Here is a 15652-nt window from a genome sequence, read left to right on the forward strand (position 1 = left end):
CGTCGCTGCTGACAGGACCTGCCGCATTCGGCTGGCAAGGTTCGTCTCCAAAAGAACTGAAAAGCGACTTCGACGTGACGACTTCGACCACAGACGCTGCGCCGGCGCGCAAGGCCACGCGCCGTGAATGGCTCGGCCTGATCGCCATCGCCGTGCCTTGCATGATCTACTCGATGGACCTGACGGTGCTGAACCTCGCGGTGCCGACCCTGATACGCGAGCTGAAGCCATCGGCAGGGCAGATGCTCTGGATCATCGATATCTACGGCTTCATGGTCGCCGGCTTCCTGATGACCATGGGAACGCTCGGCGACCGGATCGGCCGGCGCAAGCTCTTGCTGATCGGGGCGGCCGCCTTCGGCCTGGCGTCGACCGTCGCCGCCTTTTCGACCAGTACCGAGATGCTGATCGTGATGCGGGCCCTGCTCGGCATCGCCGGGGCGACGCTGGCGCCCTCGACGCTGTCGCTGATCGCAGTGATGTTCGAGGACGAGACCGAGCGCACCTTCGCCATCTCGATGTGGATCGCGAGCTTCTCGGCCGGCGCCGTGATCGGCCCGCTGATCGGCGGCGCGCTGATCGAGTATTTCTGGTGGGGCTCGGTGTTCCTGATCGCGGTGCCGCCGATGCTGGTGCTGCTGGTGATCGGTCCGATCCTGCTGCCGGAATACAAGGCGCCTCAGGCCGGACGCCTCGATCTGCCGAGTGCCTTGCTCTCGCTGGCGGCGATTCTCCCGGCAATCTACGGGATCAAGCACTGGGCCGAGTTCGGGCTCTCGGTTTATGCCGCCGGTTGCATCGTTGCCGGGCTCTGGTTCGGCGTGGTGTTCACGCGCCGGCAGAAGCGCCTCGCAGACCCGATGGTCGACCTCGCCCTGTTCGGGATTGCCGCCTTCCGCGCGGCGCTGGCGATCAACCTCGCCGGCATCATGGTCATGTTCGGCAGCTTCATCTTCATGGCGCAGTATCTCCAGCTCGTCGCCGGGCTGACGCCGCTGGAAGCGGGCATCTGGTCGCTCCCCTCGGCCGTCGCCTTCACGCTCGCCTCCTTCTCGGTCACGCCGCTGTCCATCCGCTTCAGGCCGGCGACGCTGATGGCGGGCGGCATGGTGCTCTCGGGCCTCGGCTTCGCCTGGCTCGCCTTCGCGCCGACACTCGTCCAGATCGTCGCCTCCTCGATCGTGTTCTCGATCGGGTTCACGCCCGTGGTCGCGCTGACGACCGGGATCGTGGTCGGTTCGGCGCCGCAGGAGAGGGCAGGGGCCGCCTCCGCCATGTCGGAGACCAGCATCGAACTGGGCGGCGCGCTCGGCGTCGCCGTCTTCGGCAGCCTCGGCGCGGCGCTCTATCGTCAGAACATGGCCGGGCTCTCGGTCGCGGGCGTCGACAATGCGACGCTGGCGCCGGCGCGTGCGACGCTCGGCGGTGCGCTCGCCGCCGCGGAGCGGCTTGCGCCGGAACAGTCCGCGCATCTGCTCGAGGTGGCGCGCGCGGCCTTCATGACCGGCTTCCATGCGGTCGCGCTGATCGCGGTCGCCGGCATGATCTTCTGCATGGCGGTGGCGCTCACCACCTTGCGCGATGCCCGCCTCTCCGGCGGGCATTGATCGCTGTCAGGGCTGCTCGCGAAGCAGCGCGTCGGCGGCGGCCGTGAAGCCACGGAAGGAGATCGGCAGTGTCACCTCGCGCTTGGCGGAGTCCTGATAGCGCAGCTGTCCGGCGTCGCTGAGCGCGCGCCAGCGCCTGAAGGCATCGTCGCTGAGCTGCGCCTCGCCGAAGCAGCCGCCGGGCGTGCAGCGCTGGAACACGGCGAGTGCATCCTCTTTCTCGCCGACGCTCACCCTGACGCCGGCATTGTTGCCGAGCGTCAGGTTCGGAGGCACCTGGACGACGAGCTTATAGGGTTCGGATTTGACCGGGCGGCCGAGGGCGACGAGGGCGATCGGCCCGCGCTGCCCCTGTTGCTCGATGGTCTGGACGATCTCGCAGACGCGGGTGCCGACGCCCTGCTGGCAGCGCAACAGCCAGTCGCCATAGGTCGCCGTGGTATTGTCGGGCTGGGAGACCGCGCCCGGGACGGAGGCAGACGGTGCGGACTGCGCCGGGCGCTGCGTCTGCGCGAAGGCCGGCCCTGTCAGAACCAGCGCCGGCAGCAGTGCGAGGAGCGTCGATTTGGTCAGCATGGCGGAACCGGATCGATTGGCGGGGAGGCCGAGTTGAAGCGCAAGGGCGGCCGGAGGCAAGAGGCCCTCTGGCTTCGCGCCGAGCAGTCGCGCGCGATCTTCGCGCCAGTCCGGTGTCCAGGCAAGGACATGGTCTTCGATGCGTCCCGCGGCAGGTCGAGCGAGCCGGAAACGCTTCGCGCGCAGCAGGCGCCGGATCGCTTGGAAAAGCGATGGAAGGAATCGGAGCACGCCCGCGTTTCAGGGAAGCGTGGACGTGCTCTGGACGCTCGTCAGGGATGCCAGCCGGTTTCCTGCGCCGGAGCACGCTCGCGCTCCTCCTCGGCGCGCGCGCCTTCGACGACGGCCAGCACGGCACGCAGCGCAGCTTCGACGCCTTCGCCGGATGCGGCAGAGAGCGCGATCGGCGTGCGCTTGCAGGCGCGCTTCAGACGAGCGAGCTGCTCTTTCAGCATTTCGGGCGTCAGCGCGTCGACCTTGGAGAGGGCGACGATCTCCGGCTTCTCGGCCAGGCCCTCGCCATAGGCGGCGAGTTCGTTGCGCACGGTCTTGTAGGCCTTGCCGGCATGTTCGCTGGTGCCCTCGACCAGATGCAGCAGCACCCGGCAGCGCTCGACATGGCCGAGGAAGCGGTCGCCGAGGCCATGGCCTTCATGTGCGCCCTCGATCAGCCCTGGGATGTCGGCGAGCACCATCTCGCGTCCGTCGATCCTGACCACGCCGAGGCCGGGATGCAGCGTCGTGAACGGGTAGTCGGCGATCTTCGGCTTGGCCGCGGTGACGGTTGCCAGAAAGGTCGACTTGCCGGCATTGGGCAGACCGACCAGCCCGGCATCGGCGATCAGCTTCAGCCTGAACCAGACCCAGCGCTCTTCGCCGTCGAGCCCGGGATTGGCGTGGCGCGGCGCCTGGTTGGTCGCAGTCTTGAAATAGGCGTTGCCGAATCCGCCATTGCCGCCCTTGCACAGCACGAAGCGCTGGCCCGGCTCGGTCAGGTCGGCGATCAGCGTTTCGCCATCCTCGTCGAGGATCTGCGTGCCCGGCGGGACCTTGAGCACGACCGGCGCGCCATTGGCGCCATGGCGGTCCTTGCCCATGCCGTGCTCGCCGGTCTTGGCCTTGAAATGCTGCTGGAAGCGGAAGTCGATCAGCGTGTTCAGGCCCTGCACGCATTCGACGATCACGTCGCCACCGCGCCCGCCGTCGCCGCCATTGGGCCCGCCGAACTCGATGAACTTCTCGCGCCGGAACGAGACGCAGCCGGCGCCGCCATTGCCGGCCTTCACATAGATCTTGGCTTGGTCGAGGAATTTCATGGCGGCTAGCTAATCGTATGTGTCCGCCGAAGCAATGCCGGCGGCGCGGGTTCGCCCGATTGCGAACCCGCCGGGGCTCAGGCCATGCAGGGCTCTTCGCTGCGGTTCGAGCTCTGCTCCTGCTGCTGCCGCTGCTGGGCCGGAGCCCAGCCTGAAGAGCTCCAGCTCTTCAGGGCGGCCCAGGTCGAGCGGTCGAGCCGGAACTGCTCGCAGGGGAAGAGACCGCCGCGCGCCGGCAGAGACTTCAGGAAGGAGCCCTCCTGGCGGAAGCCGCTCTTCTCCAGGACCCGGCGCGAGGCCGGGTTGATGACGCGGCTGTCGGCCTCGACCGCCTCGATCTCGACCAGAGAGAACAGCGTATCGATCAGGGCCTGCACGGCCTCGGTCGCGTAGCCCTTGTTCCAGTGCGGCGTGCCGAGCCAGTAGCCGATGAAGGGGCGCCCGCTGGCCTGCGGGTGCGCGCCAATCATCCCGATCAGCTCATTGGGCCGATCGCGCGGCGTGATCGCCAGCACCAGATGCTCGCCGAGCGCGTTGCCCTTGCGCATTGCGAAGATGAAGGGCTCGGCCGCTCCGGACGGGTAGGGATGCGGGATCGAGGCCGTCATTTCGGCCACGGCCTTGGCGCCGGCGAGCCGCAGGATCGCGGCAGCATCGGCCACCCGCGGCCAGCGCAGCCACAGGCGCCGCGTCTCGAGCCGGAAGACGTCGTCTCTTGTCAGTTCGGGGAACATCAGGTCTCTCCGTCGGCGCAACGAGAAAGGGGAGATGGGCTTTGGTCCCATCTCCCCCGGTTCGCTGACCTTCGGGAAACCCGTGACGGGTTTTTGCCCCTTCTCGATCGTCCGGTTCGATGGAACCGACGGATCGAGAGAGTTCCCTATCCGCCGTTTATTCTGCGGCCTCTTGGGCCGGGACTACGTTGACGAAAGCTCGGCCGAGTTTCGTCGTGAATCGGACGCGGCCGTTCGCCGTGGCAAAAAGGGTATGATCCTTGCCAAGGCCAACGTTCACGCCGGGATGGAATTTGGTGCCGCGCTGACGCACGATGATGTTGCCGGCCACGACCGCCTGGTCGCCGAAGCGCTTCACGCCGAGACGCTTGCTTTCGGAGTCGCGACCATTGCGCGACGAGCCGCCTGCTTTTTTGTGAGCCATAACGCCCTACCTTGAAAACTCTTCAGTCCATGTAACCCGAATCGGCGGCAAATGCCACCCGTTTCGGAAACGAAGCTCTTGCGAGGCTGACAGCCGGGGTCAGTAGTCCTCACCCGAGGCGAGCTCGGCCTGGTCGGCCTTGGCCCGCGGCGGCTTGCCGGCGAGCAACTCCTTGGCCTGCTCGACCCACTCTTCGCGGGTGGCGCGGCCGCGCAGCTTGAGCTCCTCGTCCCACTTGGCGATGTCGGCCTCGGTCCACGACGCGATGTCGTTCCACGAGGTGATGCCGGCGGCGCGCAGCTTCTTCTCGATGGTCGGGCCGACGCCCGAGATCAGCGAGAGGTTCGAGGCGTCGAGGCCCTCGGACTTGGCGGCCTTGGTCGACTTGCCCTTGACGGCTTCGCTGCCGGCCTTGAGCGCAACGGGGGCAGCTTCACCCTTCTTCATCTCCGGCTTCTTGCCACCGGTGAGGATCTCGGTGATGCGCACCACGGTCAGCTCGGCGCGGAAGCCGCGCTTGCGCTTCGAATTCTGGCGGCGGCGCTTCTTGAAGGCGATGACCTTCTCGCCGCGGGTCTGCTCGACGATCTCGCCGGCGACGGTGATGTCGCCCAGGAAGGGCGCGCCGATCGTCGACTTCTCGCCATCGGTCAGCATCAGCACGGAGCCGAAGGCGACGGTGTCGCCCGGGTTGCCCTCGAGCTTGGCGATCGTGATGCGGTCATTGGTGGCGACGCGGAATTGCTTGCCGCCGGTCTTGATGACTGCGAACATCATTGTTCTCCATGTTCGGCCCCGCCCTGTCATGGATCCGCGAAGGGAGCGCATGCGGGGCGGCTTTTTGGCAGTCGTTGCGTTTTGGGTTCGCTCCTTGGGCCGGTCGCTGCCGGTTCGATCTCGAACCTGACGAGGCTTCGGCCAAAAGAGATCAGGCGCGGGTTTCCCCACGCCGGATGAGGCTCTCTAGGCGCGGAGGGCGCTTGCGTCAAGGAAAACTCCGCGTTCGACGGAGGGCGCGGGGCGCTCGAGCGAAGAGCTGTCGAGTTCTGCATGAACGGGCTTGTGCAGCGCGGGACTCGTGTGTAACAAGCACCCCGCTTCGACATGAGCACCGCGGACAGGTGGCAGAGTGGTTGAATGCACCGCACTCGAAATGCGGCATACCTTCACGGGTATCGGGGGTTCAAATCCCTCCCTGTCCGCCACTTCCCTTGGAATGATCGATTTTTTTGCCCTTGCGGGCAAGCTGCGATAGCTGCCGACAGGCGGACCGTCAGGGTGCGCCGCCGGCCGCGATTCGAGAAATCTCCCGCACATGGTTGAACAGGTCGAGAATCGCGCCGGTCAGCGTCTCGAACTCGGCGACCCGTCTCACTTGCCTGGATCCCCGATCATGCGGAGGGCGCTTGCGACGTCGATTGCCGGGTTACTCTCCGAGGAGGTCGCCGTACAGGCTCGCATTGGCGAGAGCCGGCGATATGCGACGCGGTGCAGGTAGCCCCTTGACCGCAGCTAAGCCACAAGGTGACGCTGGGGCGATCCGACAGGGGCTAAATGATGCTTAGACTGGCTGCGGCTTTGACAATGGCGCTCTTGGCATCGCCGGCGTTGTCTCAAGATCACCCTATGCACTTGCTGAAGGAGCCTTGGATCAGGGCGAAGTGGTCTCACGCGGTATAGGGCTCAGGATTCAATTACTCTTGGGTCGGCGATCTGTCGGGCGTCGCCTCCGCTACTGAGACGATGCGGGACGCATCGGGCAAGAGCTGGACGGTAGCGGAACTCTGCCAGCCACATGACTGCGCCGACAACAAGCTCGCGGTGATTATCGATCGCCAGAATCGCGACCTCTGGGGTTTGCTCCTCAAGGCCAACCCGACCTCTCGCAGATATTTCGGCAATCCCGGCCCCGAGGAGAAGGCGTTACTGGAGGCCGCGTTTCGCGGCAGCCTCGCCAATGTCGGCAGCAGGAGCACGGGCGTTGTCGCTGCGGAGCAGGACGATGGTGAAGTGCTGCTCAACACACCTTTATCCGAGCCGCCACGGGGCGCCCCGGCGCAGGCTGCCGCGCAGAGCGTGCCGGCAGCCCCGCAGAATCAGCCGCCGCGAGAGCAGCCGTCTGCCGAGCCAGCGGTATGGCGCTATGGCAATCACCCGCTATTCGGGCAGTCTGCCCATGTCGACAGCGGGGGCGAAAGCGTCGGCCTCGTCTGCGCATTTCGCGGCGTCGATCTGATGCGAAGCGAGACCGTGCTGTTTCGGATTACGCGCGGCTTATCGCCCCAATCCACCACGCCCGGTCGCAGTTCTATCTTCGTCGAAGGGCAGGTCAGCGGCGGCAGCGTGCTGTTCAAACCGCACCCGCGTGGCTTCTTGGAGATGAAAGAGAATGCCTGTGGATACATCGAGACTATCCGCCGCGGCAAGGCGCTCCTCTTTGCCGAGGGTACCTTCATCAGTGTTGAAAGCCGCGGCAGGACGTCTGTTACTACGTTGGAGCAGCGCGGGGTCAGGAAAGAAATCGCGGGCGACCGCGACCTGCACAAGCTGGTCGACACGAAGCGCGTACCCTTGACGGGCGCGGCGAAGGCAATCCGGCAGCTGATCAACGCCTGTCCCGCAATTAGGGCGGATTTCAAGAATGACTGCGGGGTTTGACGCGTTTTTCCGGCCCGACCGCACATCCGCAGCCGGGCCGGCTAGCTGTTGCGCCGCTTCCTCTAGCACCCCACCAAGCCGATCAGACTCCCAGCGCCTCAGCACGGCCGTCTGAAACGACTGCGGCCGGACAATTTCGACCTGGCAGAAGCCGCCGATACCGGCCACAGCAGGCCCCACACCCGCGTGCGCGTCGCGGACCTTGCGCCGCTCTTCCATCAGGGTGACGCCGGCGCTTCGGCAAAGTCGATCGGAGCGCGACGGTTGGCAGATCTCCGGCAATAGTGACCCGATGCCCGGTCTGATCTTGCCCGGAGCCGTAATGATCCGCGCGCGGCTGAACGTGTTCGCCCGGCGCAGGCCTCCGGCTACCCTGCCGTGAAGCGCCCCGGCCCCGCTGATGCGGGGCCGGGGCGGTCTTGTCAGTACACCCAGCGGCAGACCCGCCGACGGCGGCCGAACCGGTCCCGCGTTACGGTGCAGACCTGGCGCCGCCGACGCGGGCCGCGATAAGGCCGGCCGCGGTAATACTGGGTGAATTCCGACGGGGTCTCGTCAAGCTTGGCGGCCGTGTCGAGCGGCAGCTGGGACGCTTTTGCCGCCTCGCTCGCGACCACGGTTCCGACCGCCGTAGCGGCGATGCCGCCGAACAGGGCAGTGAGAAATGAACGTCGATTCATTGGAGGCTCCTTCGTTGAGGGCTTCAACAGAGGCGCGCAGAGTTAACAAAAGGTTGTCTCGCCCTCCGCGATCGACGCCGCGCGCGAGGCCGTGCAGCCGTGAGTTTGCGGTTCGACCGCCGGCCGGGCGTTAGGCGAAGCTTTACCCAGCGCTGCCAAGATCGCCTCGAAACGGATGGCGATCTGGAGCTGCCGCATGATCTATTTCGCCATCGCCTGTCTGGCGTCCGCGGCCGTGTTTCTTGAGATGGCTGATCGGGCGCCGGAGCTGCCCTGGCACGACTGACCGGCCACCTGGATCGCCACCCATCCACCTGCATCGATCAGCGCGGCGAAGCCGGTGGTGTATCAGCGTAGCTGCCATGCAACAGGTCGTCGATCGCCGCCGGCACGCACAGGCGCGATGCTCCTGCGAAATCCGTTGGCGTGGATGCTCTCCTAGAACAGTGGCGGCGCAATTGCGGTTTCCGGAAGCTTCCGTACTATAAGACGGTCGAGAGGCTTCGGATTGGCTATGCAGAACAGGCGCATCGTCGCGGCAGCGGCATTCGTGGCGCTCGCCGGCAGCGTCTACCTCATTTCCGAATCCTTTAGTGACCAGAATGTTGAGGCGACGGCTTGCGACGCACTCGCAGCCCACCCCAGCGATCCCCGAAAAAAGGGCGCAGGCGTCGCGCTGGGAAAGCTGCCATTTTAAAGCGCGATCGAAGAGTGCAGCAAGTCAGTAAAGCAGCATCCGAAGGTCGCTCGTTTCAAATATCAGATCGGGCGTGCCTTCGAGGCTGGCAAAGACCTTTCCAAGGCAAATGCCCTGTATCGGGAGGCGTCCGCGCTCGACTATCCGATGGCCGACTTCAACATCGCCATCGGGTATCACAATGAACGGAAATATGATCAGGCCCTCGAGGGCTTCAAGAAGGCTTTAGCTGACGGTGTTTCTGTCGCAAGGTCGGAAATAGATAATTATTCATTTTCTGGTGATTTGCCCTCGGCGAAAGGTGTTCTTTCGGAAATAGTGGTGAGTAAAAAACCAACCTTTGATTTCTCTAGTGCTGCCTATTACGCTTATGAATTTGCATCTCTATTCAATAATACATGTAAAAACATCGGCATTGGTGCTGCGGTCTATGATTTGGAGCGACTGGCAAAGCGAAAAATGATGGGAGACATGTTGCGTGGCTTCGCGGCCGGCGAAGGGCGGCACGGCTATGGCAGCCGTGAAGCGGCGCTGGAGAACGGGCTGACGGTCGGCGCGGTCGTATCCGCGAGCATTCAGCAGCAAGCCGCTTTCGCAAAACGCGATGCCCAGACCTTCTATGATCGCTACCAGTGCCGTGGCCCGGTATCCGACGCGTTTTTAAGCAATCTGAGGGAATGGGTGCGGACCCTGTAGAGCCGGATCCGTTTGGCTTGGAACAAGCTGAGCCGCGCCGGCGCGCGCAGTCTCGTCAGCAGGCTTGCCGTTCCGACCCTCGAAACCCGGTCGGCGAGGCCGCCTAGGCCGCGCCCATGCGGTTTCCTGATTTTCCGGAGCGGGGGCGCTCGGAAATTGATTTGCGTCATAGGCGCCTGCCGCTCAAGGTCTAGACTCTCCTGCCGCATCGGGGAGGCCGCTATCCATGACGAACAAGGAATGGCTGGATCGACTGGCGAAACTGGAGCGCGAGCAGATCGATCATTATCGCGCGGGACGGGCGAGCGAGGGCGATGCTGTCGGCCTGACCATATGCAGCTTGATAAGTGAGGGCCGCGCCCAGGGCTTCAGCGTGCCGGATGGCAGGCCTCCGATCGCCGGGAGCGCCGAAGCCGGCCGTGCCCACGGGTAGCGGGCTCGTATCGGCGCCTCCGCTTTGCGCGTCAGCTAGATTGCCGCGCGTCCGTTCGGACGCGGTCACGGTGATCTGTCTCAATGTTATCGCATCGGAGCTTTCGGAAAAGTGGAGTCCACTTTTCGGTCCTTTGCGATAGCTGCCTCGGCGTATCCGGCCGGTCGGCAGGGGCTTGCTGGCCCGGCGAACGATGCCGAGCGCAGTGAGGCCTTCACGAGCGGGATGCAATGCTCGGGCACGCGCGGAAACAACACGCCCTCGAGGCAGGCCGGGCCGCCGGTCCGGCGTCGGGGTGCATGGGGCGGGACCTGCCGGGTCTGCGGCCGGTCCTGCCTCAAGCCTGCTGCACGCCGTGGATTCGGCGCGCGGCAGGGGGCGCGCAGTTTCAGGGAAGGACGCTGTTGCCGAAGAAGTCGGTCTGGCGTGTCGGCGCGCCGATGCCCGGCTGGGTGTAGCGCGGCCCTTCGGAGGAGGGCGGCGCGCCGGTCGATACGCAACCGGACAGGGCGGGCGAGAGCAGTACGGCCATGATGCAGCTCACTGCAATGAACCTGGTGGGCTTGCGTCTGTCTGCATCTGGTCTGTGCATGGATCGCTTCCTTAGAAGGGCGTGGGCAGGAGCTGACGTCGCCGGGAGGCGTACGCCCGACCTTTATCTCGCCATCAGGGCGACAAGGATAGGCCCCCAGGCTGTGAGCAGGATGTTGCCGATCGCATAGGGCACTGTGTAGCCGAGGGCGGGGATGCTGCTTTGTGCCTCGTCCTGCACGGCCCTGAGCGCGGCTGTGATGGTGCCCGCGCCGGCGCAGGCGCCGAGCACGATGAGCGGGTTCATCTTCAGCACGTAGTATCCGAACAGAATGCCGACGATATGCGGCAGCAGCGACGAGACGAGGCCGACGACGATCAGGCTGGCTCCGGTCGCCTTGAGCCCGGCGACGAAGCTCGGCCCGGCCCCGATTCCGACAATGCCGATGAAGATGCAAAGCCCGACCGTGTCGAAGATCCAGATGGCCGGCTCGGGAATGCGGCCGAAGAAGGGATAGGCCGAACGAAGCCAGCCGAAGACCAGGCCCATGAATAGGGCGCCGCCGCTCGCCGTCAGCGTCAGGGGGATGCCCCAGACGACCACGGAGAGCAGGCCGAACAGACCTCCGAGGAAAATGCCCAGTCCGACGAAGATCATGTCCGTCGCCGAGGTCTGGCGGTCGGGATAGCCGAGTTCGGCGGCGGCTCGCTCGACCTCCGCCAGCGGCCCGACCAGGGACATCATATCGCCGCGGTTCACCTTCGTCGCCGGAGTGATCGGCATCGCGATGCCGGCCCGCGTCAGCTTGGACATGAAGACGCCGCGCGCGAAGGCGCCTTGCGCCAGCTCCGCCAGGGACCGGCCATCGATCGTGCGATTGGTCAGGACCACGTCGAGCGACTCGAGCGGGATGTCGAGCAGCTCGGGGTCGCTGACCTCCGGACCGATGACGTCGCCCCGGGCGGCGTGGATCTCGTATTTCGCCATCACAGCGATGACGTCGCCGGCCTGGATCCGGTGGTCCGAGGCATGGTCGAACAGGGTGGGGCCGGAGCGGACCCGCAGCACGAAGGCGCGGACCCCCTTGGTGGAGGCTTCGAGTTCGCCGATGGTCTTGCCGGCCAGGGCCGGGTTCTCGACCCGATAGGCGCGGACATCGAACAGCCGCGCGGCCGAGGTTACGCCCTCCGCATGGCCGGTGGCGGCGCCCGAGGCCGCTTGCAGCGCCGCGGCCGCTTCGCGGAGATCGATGCGCATCAGCTTCGGGCCGATCTTCGGCAGGAACCAGACCAGCACGGCCGTCCCGACCAGATAGGTGACGGCATAGGCAACGGGGATGTTGTTGACGAGCGCGTCTCGCTGCGCCTGCGGCAGGTCGAGCCGCTGGATCGCCTCGCCGGCGGTGCCGATCACCGTTGATTCCGAAAAGGCGCCGGCAAGCAGGCCGGCGGCCGTGCCCATGTCGAAGTCCAGCAGCTTCGCGAAGGTCAGGGCGGCCAGCAGGCAGGTGACGCAGAGCACGACGGTGAGCGCCATCTGCGGCAGGGCGTCGCGTTTCAGGGCACGGAAGAACTGCGGCCCGACCTTGTAGCCGGTGGTGAACAGGAAAAGATCGAAGAACACCGTCTTCACGGTGGTCGGTACCTTGATGTCGAGTTGTCCGACCAGCACGCCGGCCATCAGGCAACCGACGACCACGCCCAGGCTGAAACTGCCGAATTTCAGCCGGCCGATCAGGAAGCCGAGCGCGACCGTCAGGAAGACTGCGAGCTCGGGATTGTTGCGCAGACCCTCGACAACGAAACCCATCTCCTGCCTCGCTGGAAAGCCGGGCCGTCCCGTCGGCGGACCGGCATCTGACGCAAGATCAACTGGCGGACGTCACGACGCGCACAGTCATGCCTTCTTGGTGCCTCCTGGCGATTTCGTGGTGGCGAGCGCCTGGTTGTAGGCGTCGAAGGCCTGGCGGTAGCCGCGTGCCACGGCGCGGGTGGCGCGGCCGATCTGGCTGTAGACCTCGTCGTCGAGATTGGCGAAGGAGACGCGGACCGACCAGTCCGGAGCATGGAAGCCGCCTCCGTTCAGGAGCACGATGCCGTGGTCCTCTGCCAGGCGGAAGACGATGTCGAGCGGGTGGATGTGCTCCTTCATATAGGTCACGACCTCCGGCCCGACATATTTGTTGGCCCAGAACTCGAAATCGACGAGGCCGTAATAGCGATCGTGCAGCGGATTGTCCGGCACCTCGATGCCCAGCCCCTCCACCATGCGCTGGGCGCGCGAGTGGACGATCTCCATGCAGGTCTTCTGGTAGAGCTTGGCCTCGTCCATCATTTCCGACAGCGAGAACAGCGCCATCATCACCTGTTGCGGCAGCGACAGGCCGGCGGTGTGGTTGAGCGCGACGTCGCGGCTGTCGGCGACGATGCGGTCGATCATCTTGATCTCACGCGGCTTCAGGGTGAGTGCGCCATAGCGCTTGTCGAGCGCCGTCAGGGTGTTCGCGGGATGCTTCGCAATCGCCTTGTCGAAGATGTTGTCGCGGTGGATCGCGATGACGCCGAGCCGCCAGCCGGTGCAGCCGAAATACTTGGAATAGGAGTAGACGCCGATCGTGTTGTGGGGCAGGGCGCCGAGCAGGCCGCGGAAGCCCTTCACGAAGGTGCCGTAGACGTCGTCGGTCAGCAGCATCAGATCGGGACGCTTGGTCTTAACGAGCTTGACGATCTTGGCGATGGTCTCCTCGCTGAGGGCGACAGCATAGGGATTGCCGGGGTTGACGACGAAGAAGGCCTTGATCTTCGGGTCCTCGAGCTTCTTCAGCTCCTCGTCGGTGAACTGGAAGCGGTTCTCCTGGGAGGCCGCCACCGTGACGATATTGAGCCCGTAATCCTCGAGATGCGGCATTTCGAGATAGGGGGTGAAGATCGGTGTCGCCAGCGCGATGGTGTCGCCGGGGTTGAGGAGCCGGTTGGCCTTCAGCGACTTGAAAATGTAGCACATCGCCGCCGTGCCGCCCTCGACGGCATAGAGGTCGAACTGGCCGGCGGGCCGCGGCTCGCCGCACATCGCCCACATCAGGTATTCGTGCACGATCCGCTCATTATGGACGAGCATGCGGTCGGGAACCGGGTAGTTGTCGCCGATGATCGAGTCGACGAGCTCGTGCACGAAGGCGTCGGGCTTGAAGTCGAATTTCTTGACGGCGAAGGCGACCATGTCGCGCAGGAAGGTGGCGCCGGGGGAATCCTTGTGTGCGGCGAGCCATTCGTCCAGCCGCATGGCGATTCCATCGGCCTTGGGCATGCCGCCGATGCCCGCCGGCTTGCTCATCACCCTCCGGCTTTCGGTGATCGCGAATTGACCGAGCAGGAAGAAGCCTTCGCGCGGCGTCGTCGCAACCCAGTTCGGATTGCCGCGTCCGGCATTGAGCATGGCGATCGAGGAATTCTGGGCGGTCAGCTTGGCGAGCCGGATCAGCTCGTCCTTGATCTCGAAGGGGCTGAGCGTCTCGAAGGTCCGCAGCGTGACAGGATCCATGACATGCTCCCGGTAAGAGGCTGAGATCGAAGGTTTTCCTTGGTCCGCGCTAGGTCAGCAGCATGATGATCACCATGCCCCAGATCGTCAGGAGGGTGTTTCCGACCGCATAGGTCACAGTGTAACCGAGGGCGGGGACCTGGCTCTTGGCAGTCTCGCAGATCATGCCGAGCGCAGCGGTCGTGGTGCGTGCCCCGGCGCAAGCGCCGAGCAGGATCGCCGGGTCGAAGCGGAAGATGTATTTGCCGGCGAACATCGCCAGGACCAGCGGGAGCGTGGTTGCCAGAGCGCCCCAGAGGAAGAGGCCGACACCTTGCGTCTGCAGTCCCTTGACGAAGCCGGGACCGGCCGAGATGCCGACGACCGCGATGAACATGTTGAGGCCGACCGAGTTCATGAACCAGACCGTCGAGCTCGGAATGCGGCCGAAGACCGGGCGTACCGAGCGCAGCCAGCCGAAGACCAGGCCGGAGATCAGCGCGCCGCCGGCTGTCGACAATGTCAGCGGCACGCCGCCGACCTTGAAGACGAGTGCGCCGATCAGCGCGCCGAGCGTGATCGCGGCGCCGATGAAGGCGACGTCGGCGACATCGCTCGGCCGGTCGGGATGGCCGATGACCTTGGCGACGGCCGCGATGTCCTGGGTGCGGCCGACGATCGTCAGGATATCGCCGCGATGGATCACGGTGTTGGCGTGGATCGGGATATGGGTCGCGGTGGCGCCGCGCACGATCCTGCGCAGGAAGACGCCGCGGGCCGATGGCAGCCGCGAGAGTTCCGCAAGCGTCTTGCCATTGGCTTCGTTGCTGGTGACGTAGACGTCGACGCCCTCTGCCTTCACGTCGAGCAGCTCGGGGTCCTCGACCTCTTCGGCATTGTGGCCGATCAGGTTGACGAGCACTTCGCGCGGCCCGGCGACGGCGACGATGTCGCCTTCCTGGAGGATGGTGTCGGTGGTCGCATCCATCATCACGCCGTCGCGGCGGATGCGCTCGACGAAGACGCGCGCATCGGGCACCAGCGCCTCGGCCTCGGCCGCGCGCATGCCGGCGACCTTGGCGCCGGCCCGGACCCGGAAGGCACGCAGCTCGAAGCGTCGCCAGACCGAACCGGCGCCGCCGATTTCCTTGTCGCCGCCGAGCCGCGCTTCGTAGTCCTTGCAGGCCTTGACGAGGTCGATGTTGAGCAGCTTGGGGCCGAGCAGGGCGAGGACGATCGCCGACCCCACCGTGCCGAAGATATAGGTCACCGCATAGGCGACCGGCATGGCGTCGAGATATTCCTTGGTCTGTTCGGGTGAGAGGCCGAGGCGGTTGATCGCATCGGTCGCTAGCCCCATCGAGGCCGAGATGGTCTGCGAGCCCGCATAGAGGCCGGCGGCGTAGCCGGGATGGTATCCGGCGATCTTGGCGATGATGACCGGAATCGCCAGACAGAAGACGGTGACGACGACCGCGAAGATCGCCTGCGGTGCGCCGTCCTTGGCGATGCCGCGGACGAATTGCGGTCCGACGCCGTAGCCGACGGCGAACAGGAACATCAGGAAGAACGTCGATTTGACGTTGGGCGAGATCGTGATGCCGAGCTGGCCGATGACGACCGCGGCGATCAGCGTCGAGGTCACTGCGCCGAGGCTGAAGCCCTTATAGGCGAAGCCGCCGACATAATAGCCGATGGCCAGTGACAGGAAGAGCGCGATCTCCGGATAACTGCGCAACGTACTGGCGAACCAGTCGAACATGGGAGGTCTCCTGATCTG

The 15652-nt window shown here is 65.3% G+C and carries 14 protein-coding genes, 1 tRNA gene and 1 pseudogene; 6 read left to right on the forward strand and 10 right to left on the reverse strand.

Features of this window, described 5'->3' with window-relative positions; translation table 11 throughout:
- Nucleotides 1-74: 74 nt before the first annotated feature.
- Nucleotides 75-1607 (forward strand): MFS transporter, encoded by a 1533-nt coding sequence (locus tag J0J10_RS13745; RefSeq protein ID WP_291647070.1) that lies wholly within the window; start codon nucleotides 75-77, stop codon nucleotides 1605-1607.
- A 6-nt stretch (nucleotides 1608-1613) separates the two neighbouring features.
- On the opposite strand, the gene J0J10_RS13750 is transcribed toward J0J10_RS13745, so the two are convergent.
- From J0J10_RS13750 to rplU, 5 genes are all read right to left on the reverse strand, one after another.
- The gene (locus J0J10_RS13750) at nucleotides 1614-2183 is read right to left on the reverse strand and encodes an invasion associated locus B family protein (RefSeq protein ID WP_291647071.1); all 570 of its coding nucleotides are present in this window, start codon (nucleotides 2181-2183) and stop codon (nucleotides 1614-1616) included.
- Between the two features lie 272 nt (nucleotides 2184-2455).
- Nucleotides 2456-3499, reverse strand: coding sequence for a GTPase ObgE (obgE, locus tag J0J10_RS13755; RefSeq protein ID WP_291647072.1), 1044 nt, complete (start codon nucleotides 3497-3499; stop codon nucleotides 2456-2458).
- A 77-nt stretch (nucleotides 3500-3576) separates the two neighbouring features.
- Nucleotides 3577-4233, reverse strand: coding sequence for a GNAT family N-acetyltransferase (locus J0J10_RS13760; protein WP_291647073.1), 657 nt, complete (start codon nucleotides 4231-4233; stop codon nucleotides 3577-3579).
- Nucleotides 4234-4390: 157 nt separating this feature from the next.
- Nucleotides 4391-4657: a 50S ribosomal protein L27 gene (gene rpmA / locus J0J10_RS13765; RefSeq protein WP_291638852.1), complete on the reverse strand. Its 267-nt coding sequence runs from the start codon at nucleotides 4655-4657 to the stop codon at nucleotides 4391-4393.
- 99 nt (nucleotides 4658-4756) lie between these two features.
- Nucleotides 4757-5431: a 50S ribosomal protein L21 gene (rplU, locus tag J0J10_RS13770; protein WP_291647074.1), complete on the reverse strand. Its 675-nt coding sequence runs from the start codon at nucleotides 5429-5431 to the stop codon at nucleotides 4757-4759.
- 341 nt (nucleotides 5432-5772) lie between these two features.
- On the opposite strand from rplU, the gene J0J10_RS13775 reads away from it, so the two are divergent.
- Both J0J10_RS13775 and J0J10_RS13780 read left to right on the forward strand, forming a co-directional pair.
- Nucleotides 5773-5862: transfer RNA gene (locus J0J10_RS13775), tRNA-Ser, on the forward strand.
- Nucleotides 5863-6367: 505 nt separating this feature from the next.
- Nucleotides 6368-7315: pseudogene (locus J0J10_RS13780) on the forward strand (Ivy family c-type lysozyme inhibitor); the annotation flags it as partial.
- Between the two features lie 422 nt (nucleotides 7316-7737).
- Here the strand turns inward: J0J10_RS13780 and J0J10_RS13785 are convergent.
- Nucleotides 7738-7995, reverse strand: a complete 258-nt coding sequence (locus J0J10_RS13785; RefSeq protein ID WP_291640391.1) for a hypothetical protein — start codon at nucleotides 7993-7995, stop codon at nucleotides 7738-7740.
- A 508-nt stretch (nucleotides 7996-8503) separates the two neighbouring features.
- On the opposite strand from J0J10_RS13785, the gene J0J10_RS13790 reads away from it, so the two are divergent.
- The 3 genes from J0J10_RS13790 (at nucleotide 8504) to J0J10_RS13800 (ending at nucleotide 9821) form a co-directional block, all read left to right on the forward strand.
- The gene (locus tag J0J10_RS13790; protein WP_291647075.1) at nucleotides 8504-8692 is read left to right on the forward strand and encodes a hypothetical protein; all 189 of its coding nucleotides are present in this window, start codon (nucleotides 8504-8506) and stop codon (nucleotides 8690-8692) included.
- 147 nt (nucleotides 8693-8839) lie between these two features.
- Nucleotides 8840-9388 carry a hypothetical protein gene (locus tag J0J10_RS13795; protein WP_291647076.1) on the forward strand — a complete coding sequence of 183 codons (549 nt, stop codon included), beginning with the start codon at nucleotides 8840-8842 and terminating at the stop codon, nucleotides 9386-9388.
- A 226-nt stretch (nucleotides 9389-9614) separates the two neighbouring features.
- Nucleotides 9615-9821 carry a hypothetical protein gene (locus J0J10_RS13800; protein WP_291647077.1) on the forward strand — a complete coding sequence of 69 codons (207 nt, stop codon included), beginning with the start codon at nucleotides 9615-9617 and terminating at the stop codon, nucleotides 9819-9821.
- 388 nt (nucleotides 9822-10209) lie between these two features.
- Here the strand turns inward: J0J10_RS13800 and J0J10_RS13805 are convergent, their stop codons facing one another.
- From J0J10_RS13805 to aspT (J0J10_RS13820), 4 genes are all read right to left on the reverse strand, one after another.
- Entirely contained in the window at nucleotides 10210-10353 is a 144-nt protein-coding gene (locus tag J0J10_RS13805) for a hypothetical protein (protein WP_291640386.1), read from the reverse strand.
- Between the two features lie 123 nt (nucleotides 10354-10476).
- A complete protein-coding gene (gene aspT / locus J0J10_RS13810) occupies nucleotides 10477-12162 on the reverse strand; it encodes an aspartate-alanine antiporter (protein ID WP_291647078.1) in 1686 nt (561 codons plus the stop codon).
- 87 nt (nucleotides 12163-12249) lie between these two features.
- Nucleotides 12250-13893, reverse strand: a complete 1644-nt coding sequence (locus tag J0J10_RS13815; protein ID WP_291647079.1) for a bifunctional aspartate transaminase/aspartate 4-decarboxylase — start codon at nucleotides 13891-13893, stop codon at nucleotides 12250-12252.
- A gap of 49 nt (nucleotides 13894-13942) precedes the next feature.
- On the reverse strand, nucleotides 13943-15634 hold the full coding sequence (gene aspT / locus J0J10_RS13820; protein ID WP_291647080.1) for an aspartate-alanine antiporter: 1692 nt from the start codon (nucleotides 15632-15634) through the stop codon (nucleotides 13943-13945).
- Nucleotides 15635-15652 lie beyond the last annotated feature (18 nt).

This window comes from Allobosea sp., assembly GCF_017308075.1.
Taxonomy (GTDB): Bacteria; Pseudomonadota; Alphaproteobacteria; order Rhizobiales; family Beijerinckiaceae; genus Allobosea.

What these genes read in the sequence shown, in the direction of transcription:
- J0J10_RS13800 (WP_291647077.1), top strand. Translation starts at nt 9,615, where the DNA reads ATGACGAACAAGGAATGGCTGGATCGACTGGCGAAACTGGAGCGCGAG.
- obgE (WP_291647072.1), bottom strand. Translation starts at nt 3,499, where the DNA reads ATGAAATTCCTCGACCAAGCCAAGATCTATGTGAAGGCCGGCAATGGC.
- J0J10_RS13805 (WP_291640386.1), bottom strand. Translation starts at nt 10,353, where the DNA reads ATGGCCGTACTGCTCTCGCCCGCCCTGTCCGGTTGCGTATCGACCGGC.
- rpmA (WP_291638852.1), bottom strand. Translation starts at nt 4,657, where the DNA reads ATGGCTCACAAAAAAGCAGGCGGCTCGTCGCGCAATGGTCGCGACTCC.
- aspT (WP_291647078.1), bottom strand. Translation starts at nt 12,162, where the DNA reads ATGGGTTTCGTTGTCGAGGGTCTGCGCAACAATCCCGAGCTCGCAGTC.
- J0J10_RS13760 (WP_291647073.1), bottom strand. Translation starts at nt 4,233, where the DNA reads ATGTTCCCCGAACTGACAAGAGACGACGTCTTCCGGCTCGAGACGCGG.
- J0J10_RS13750 (WP_291647071.1), bottom strand. Translation starts at nt 2,183, where the DNA reads ATGCTGACCAAATCGACGCTCCTCGCACTGCTGCCGGCGCTGGTTCTG.
- aspT (WP_291647080.1), bottom strand. Translation starts at nt 15,634, where the DNA reads ATGTTCGACTGGTTCGCCAGTACGTTGCGCAGTTATCCGGAGATCGCG.
- J0J10_RS13815 (WP_291647079.1), bottom strand. Translation starts at nt 13,893, where the DNA reads ATGGATCCTGTCACGCTGCGGACCTTCGAGACGCTCAGCCCCTTCGAG.
- J0J10_RS13785 (WP_291640391.1), bottom strand. Translation starts at nt 7,995, where the DNA reads ATGAATCGACGTTCATTTCTCACTGCCCTGTTCGGCGGCATCGCCGCT.
- J0J10_RS13795 (WP_291647076.1), top strand. Translation starts at nt 8,840, where the DNA reads ATGGCCGACTTCAACATCGCCATCGGGTATCACAATGAACGGAAATAT.
- rplU (WP_291647074.1), bottom strand. Translation starts at nt 5,431, where the DNA reads ATGTTCGCAGTCATCAAGACCGGCGGCAAGCAATTCCGCGTCGCCACC.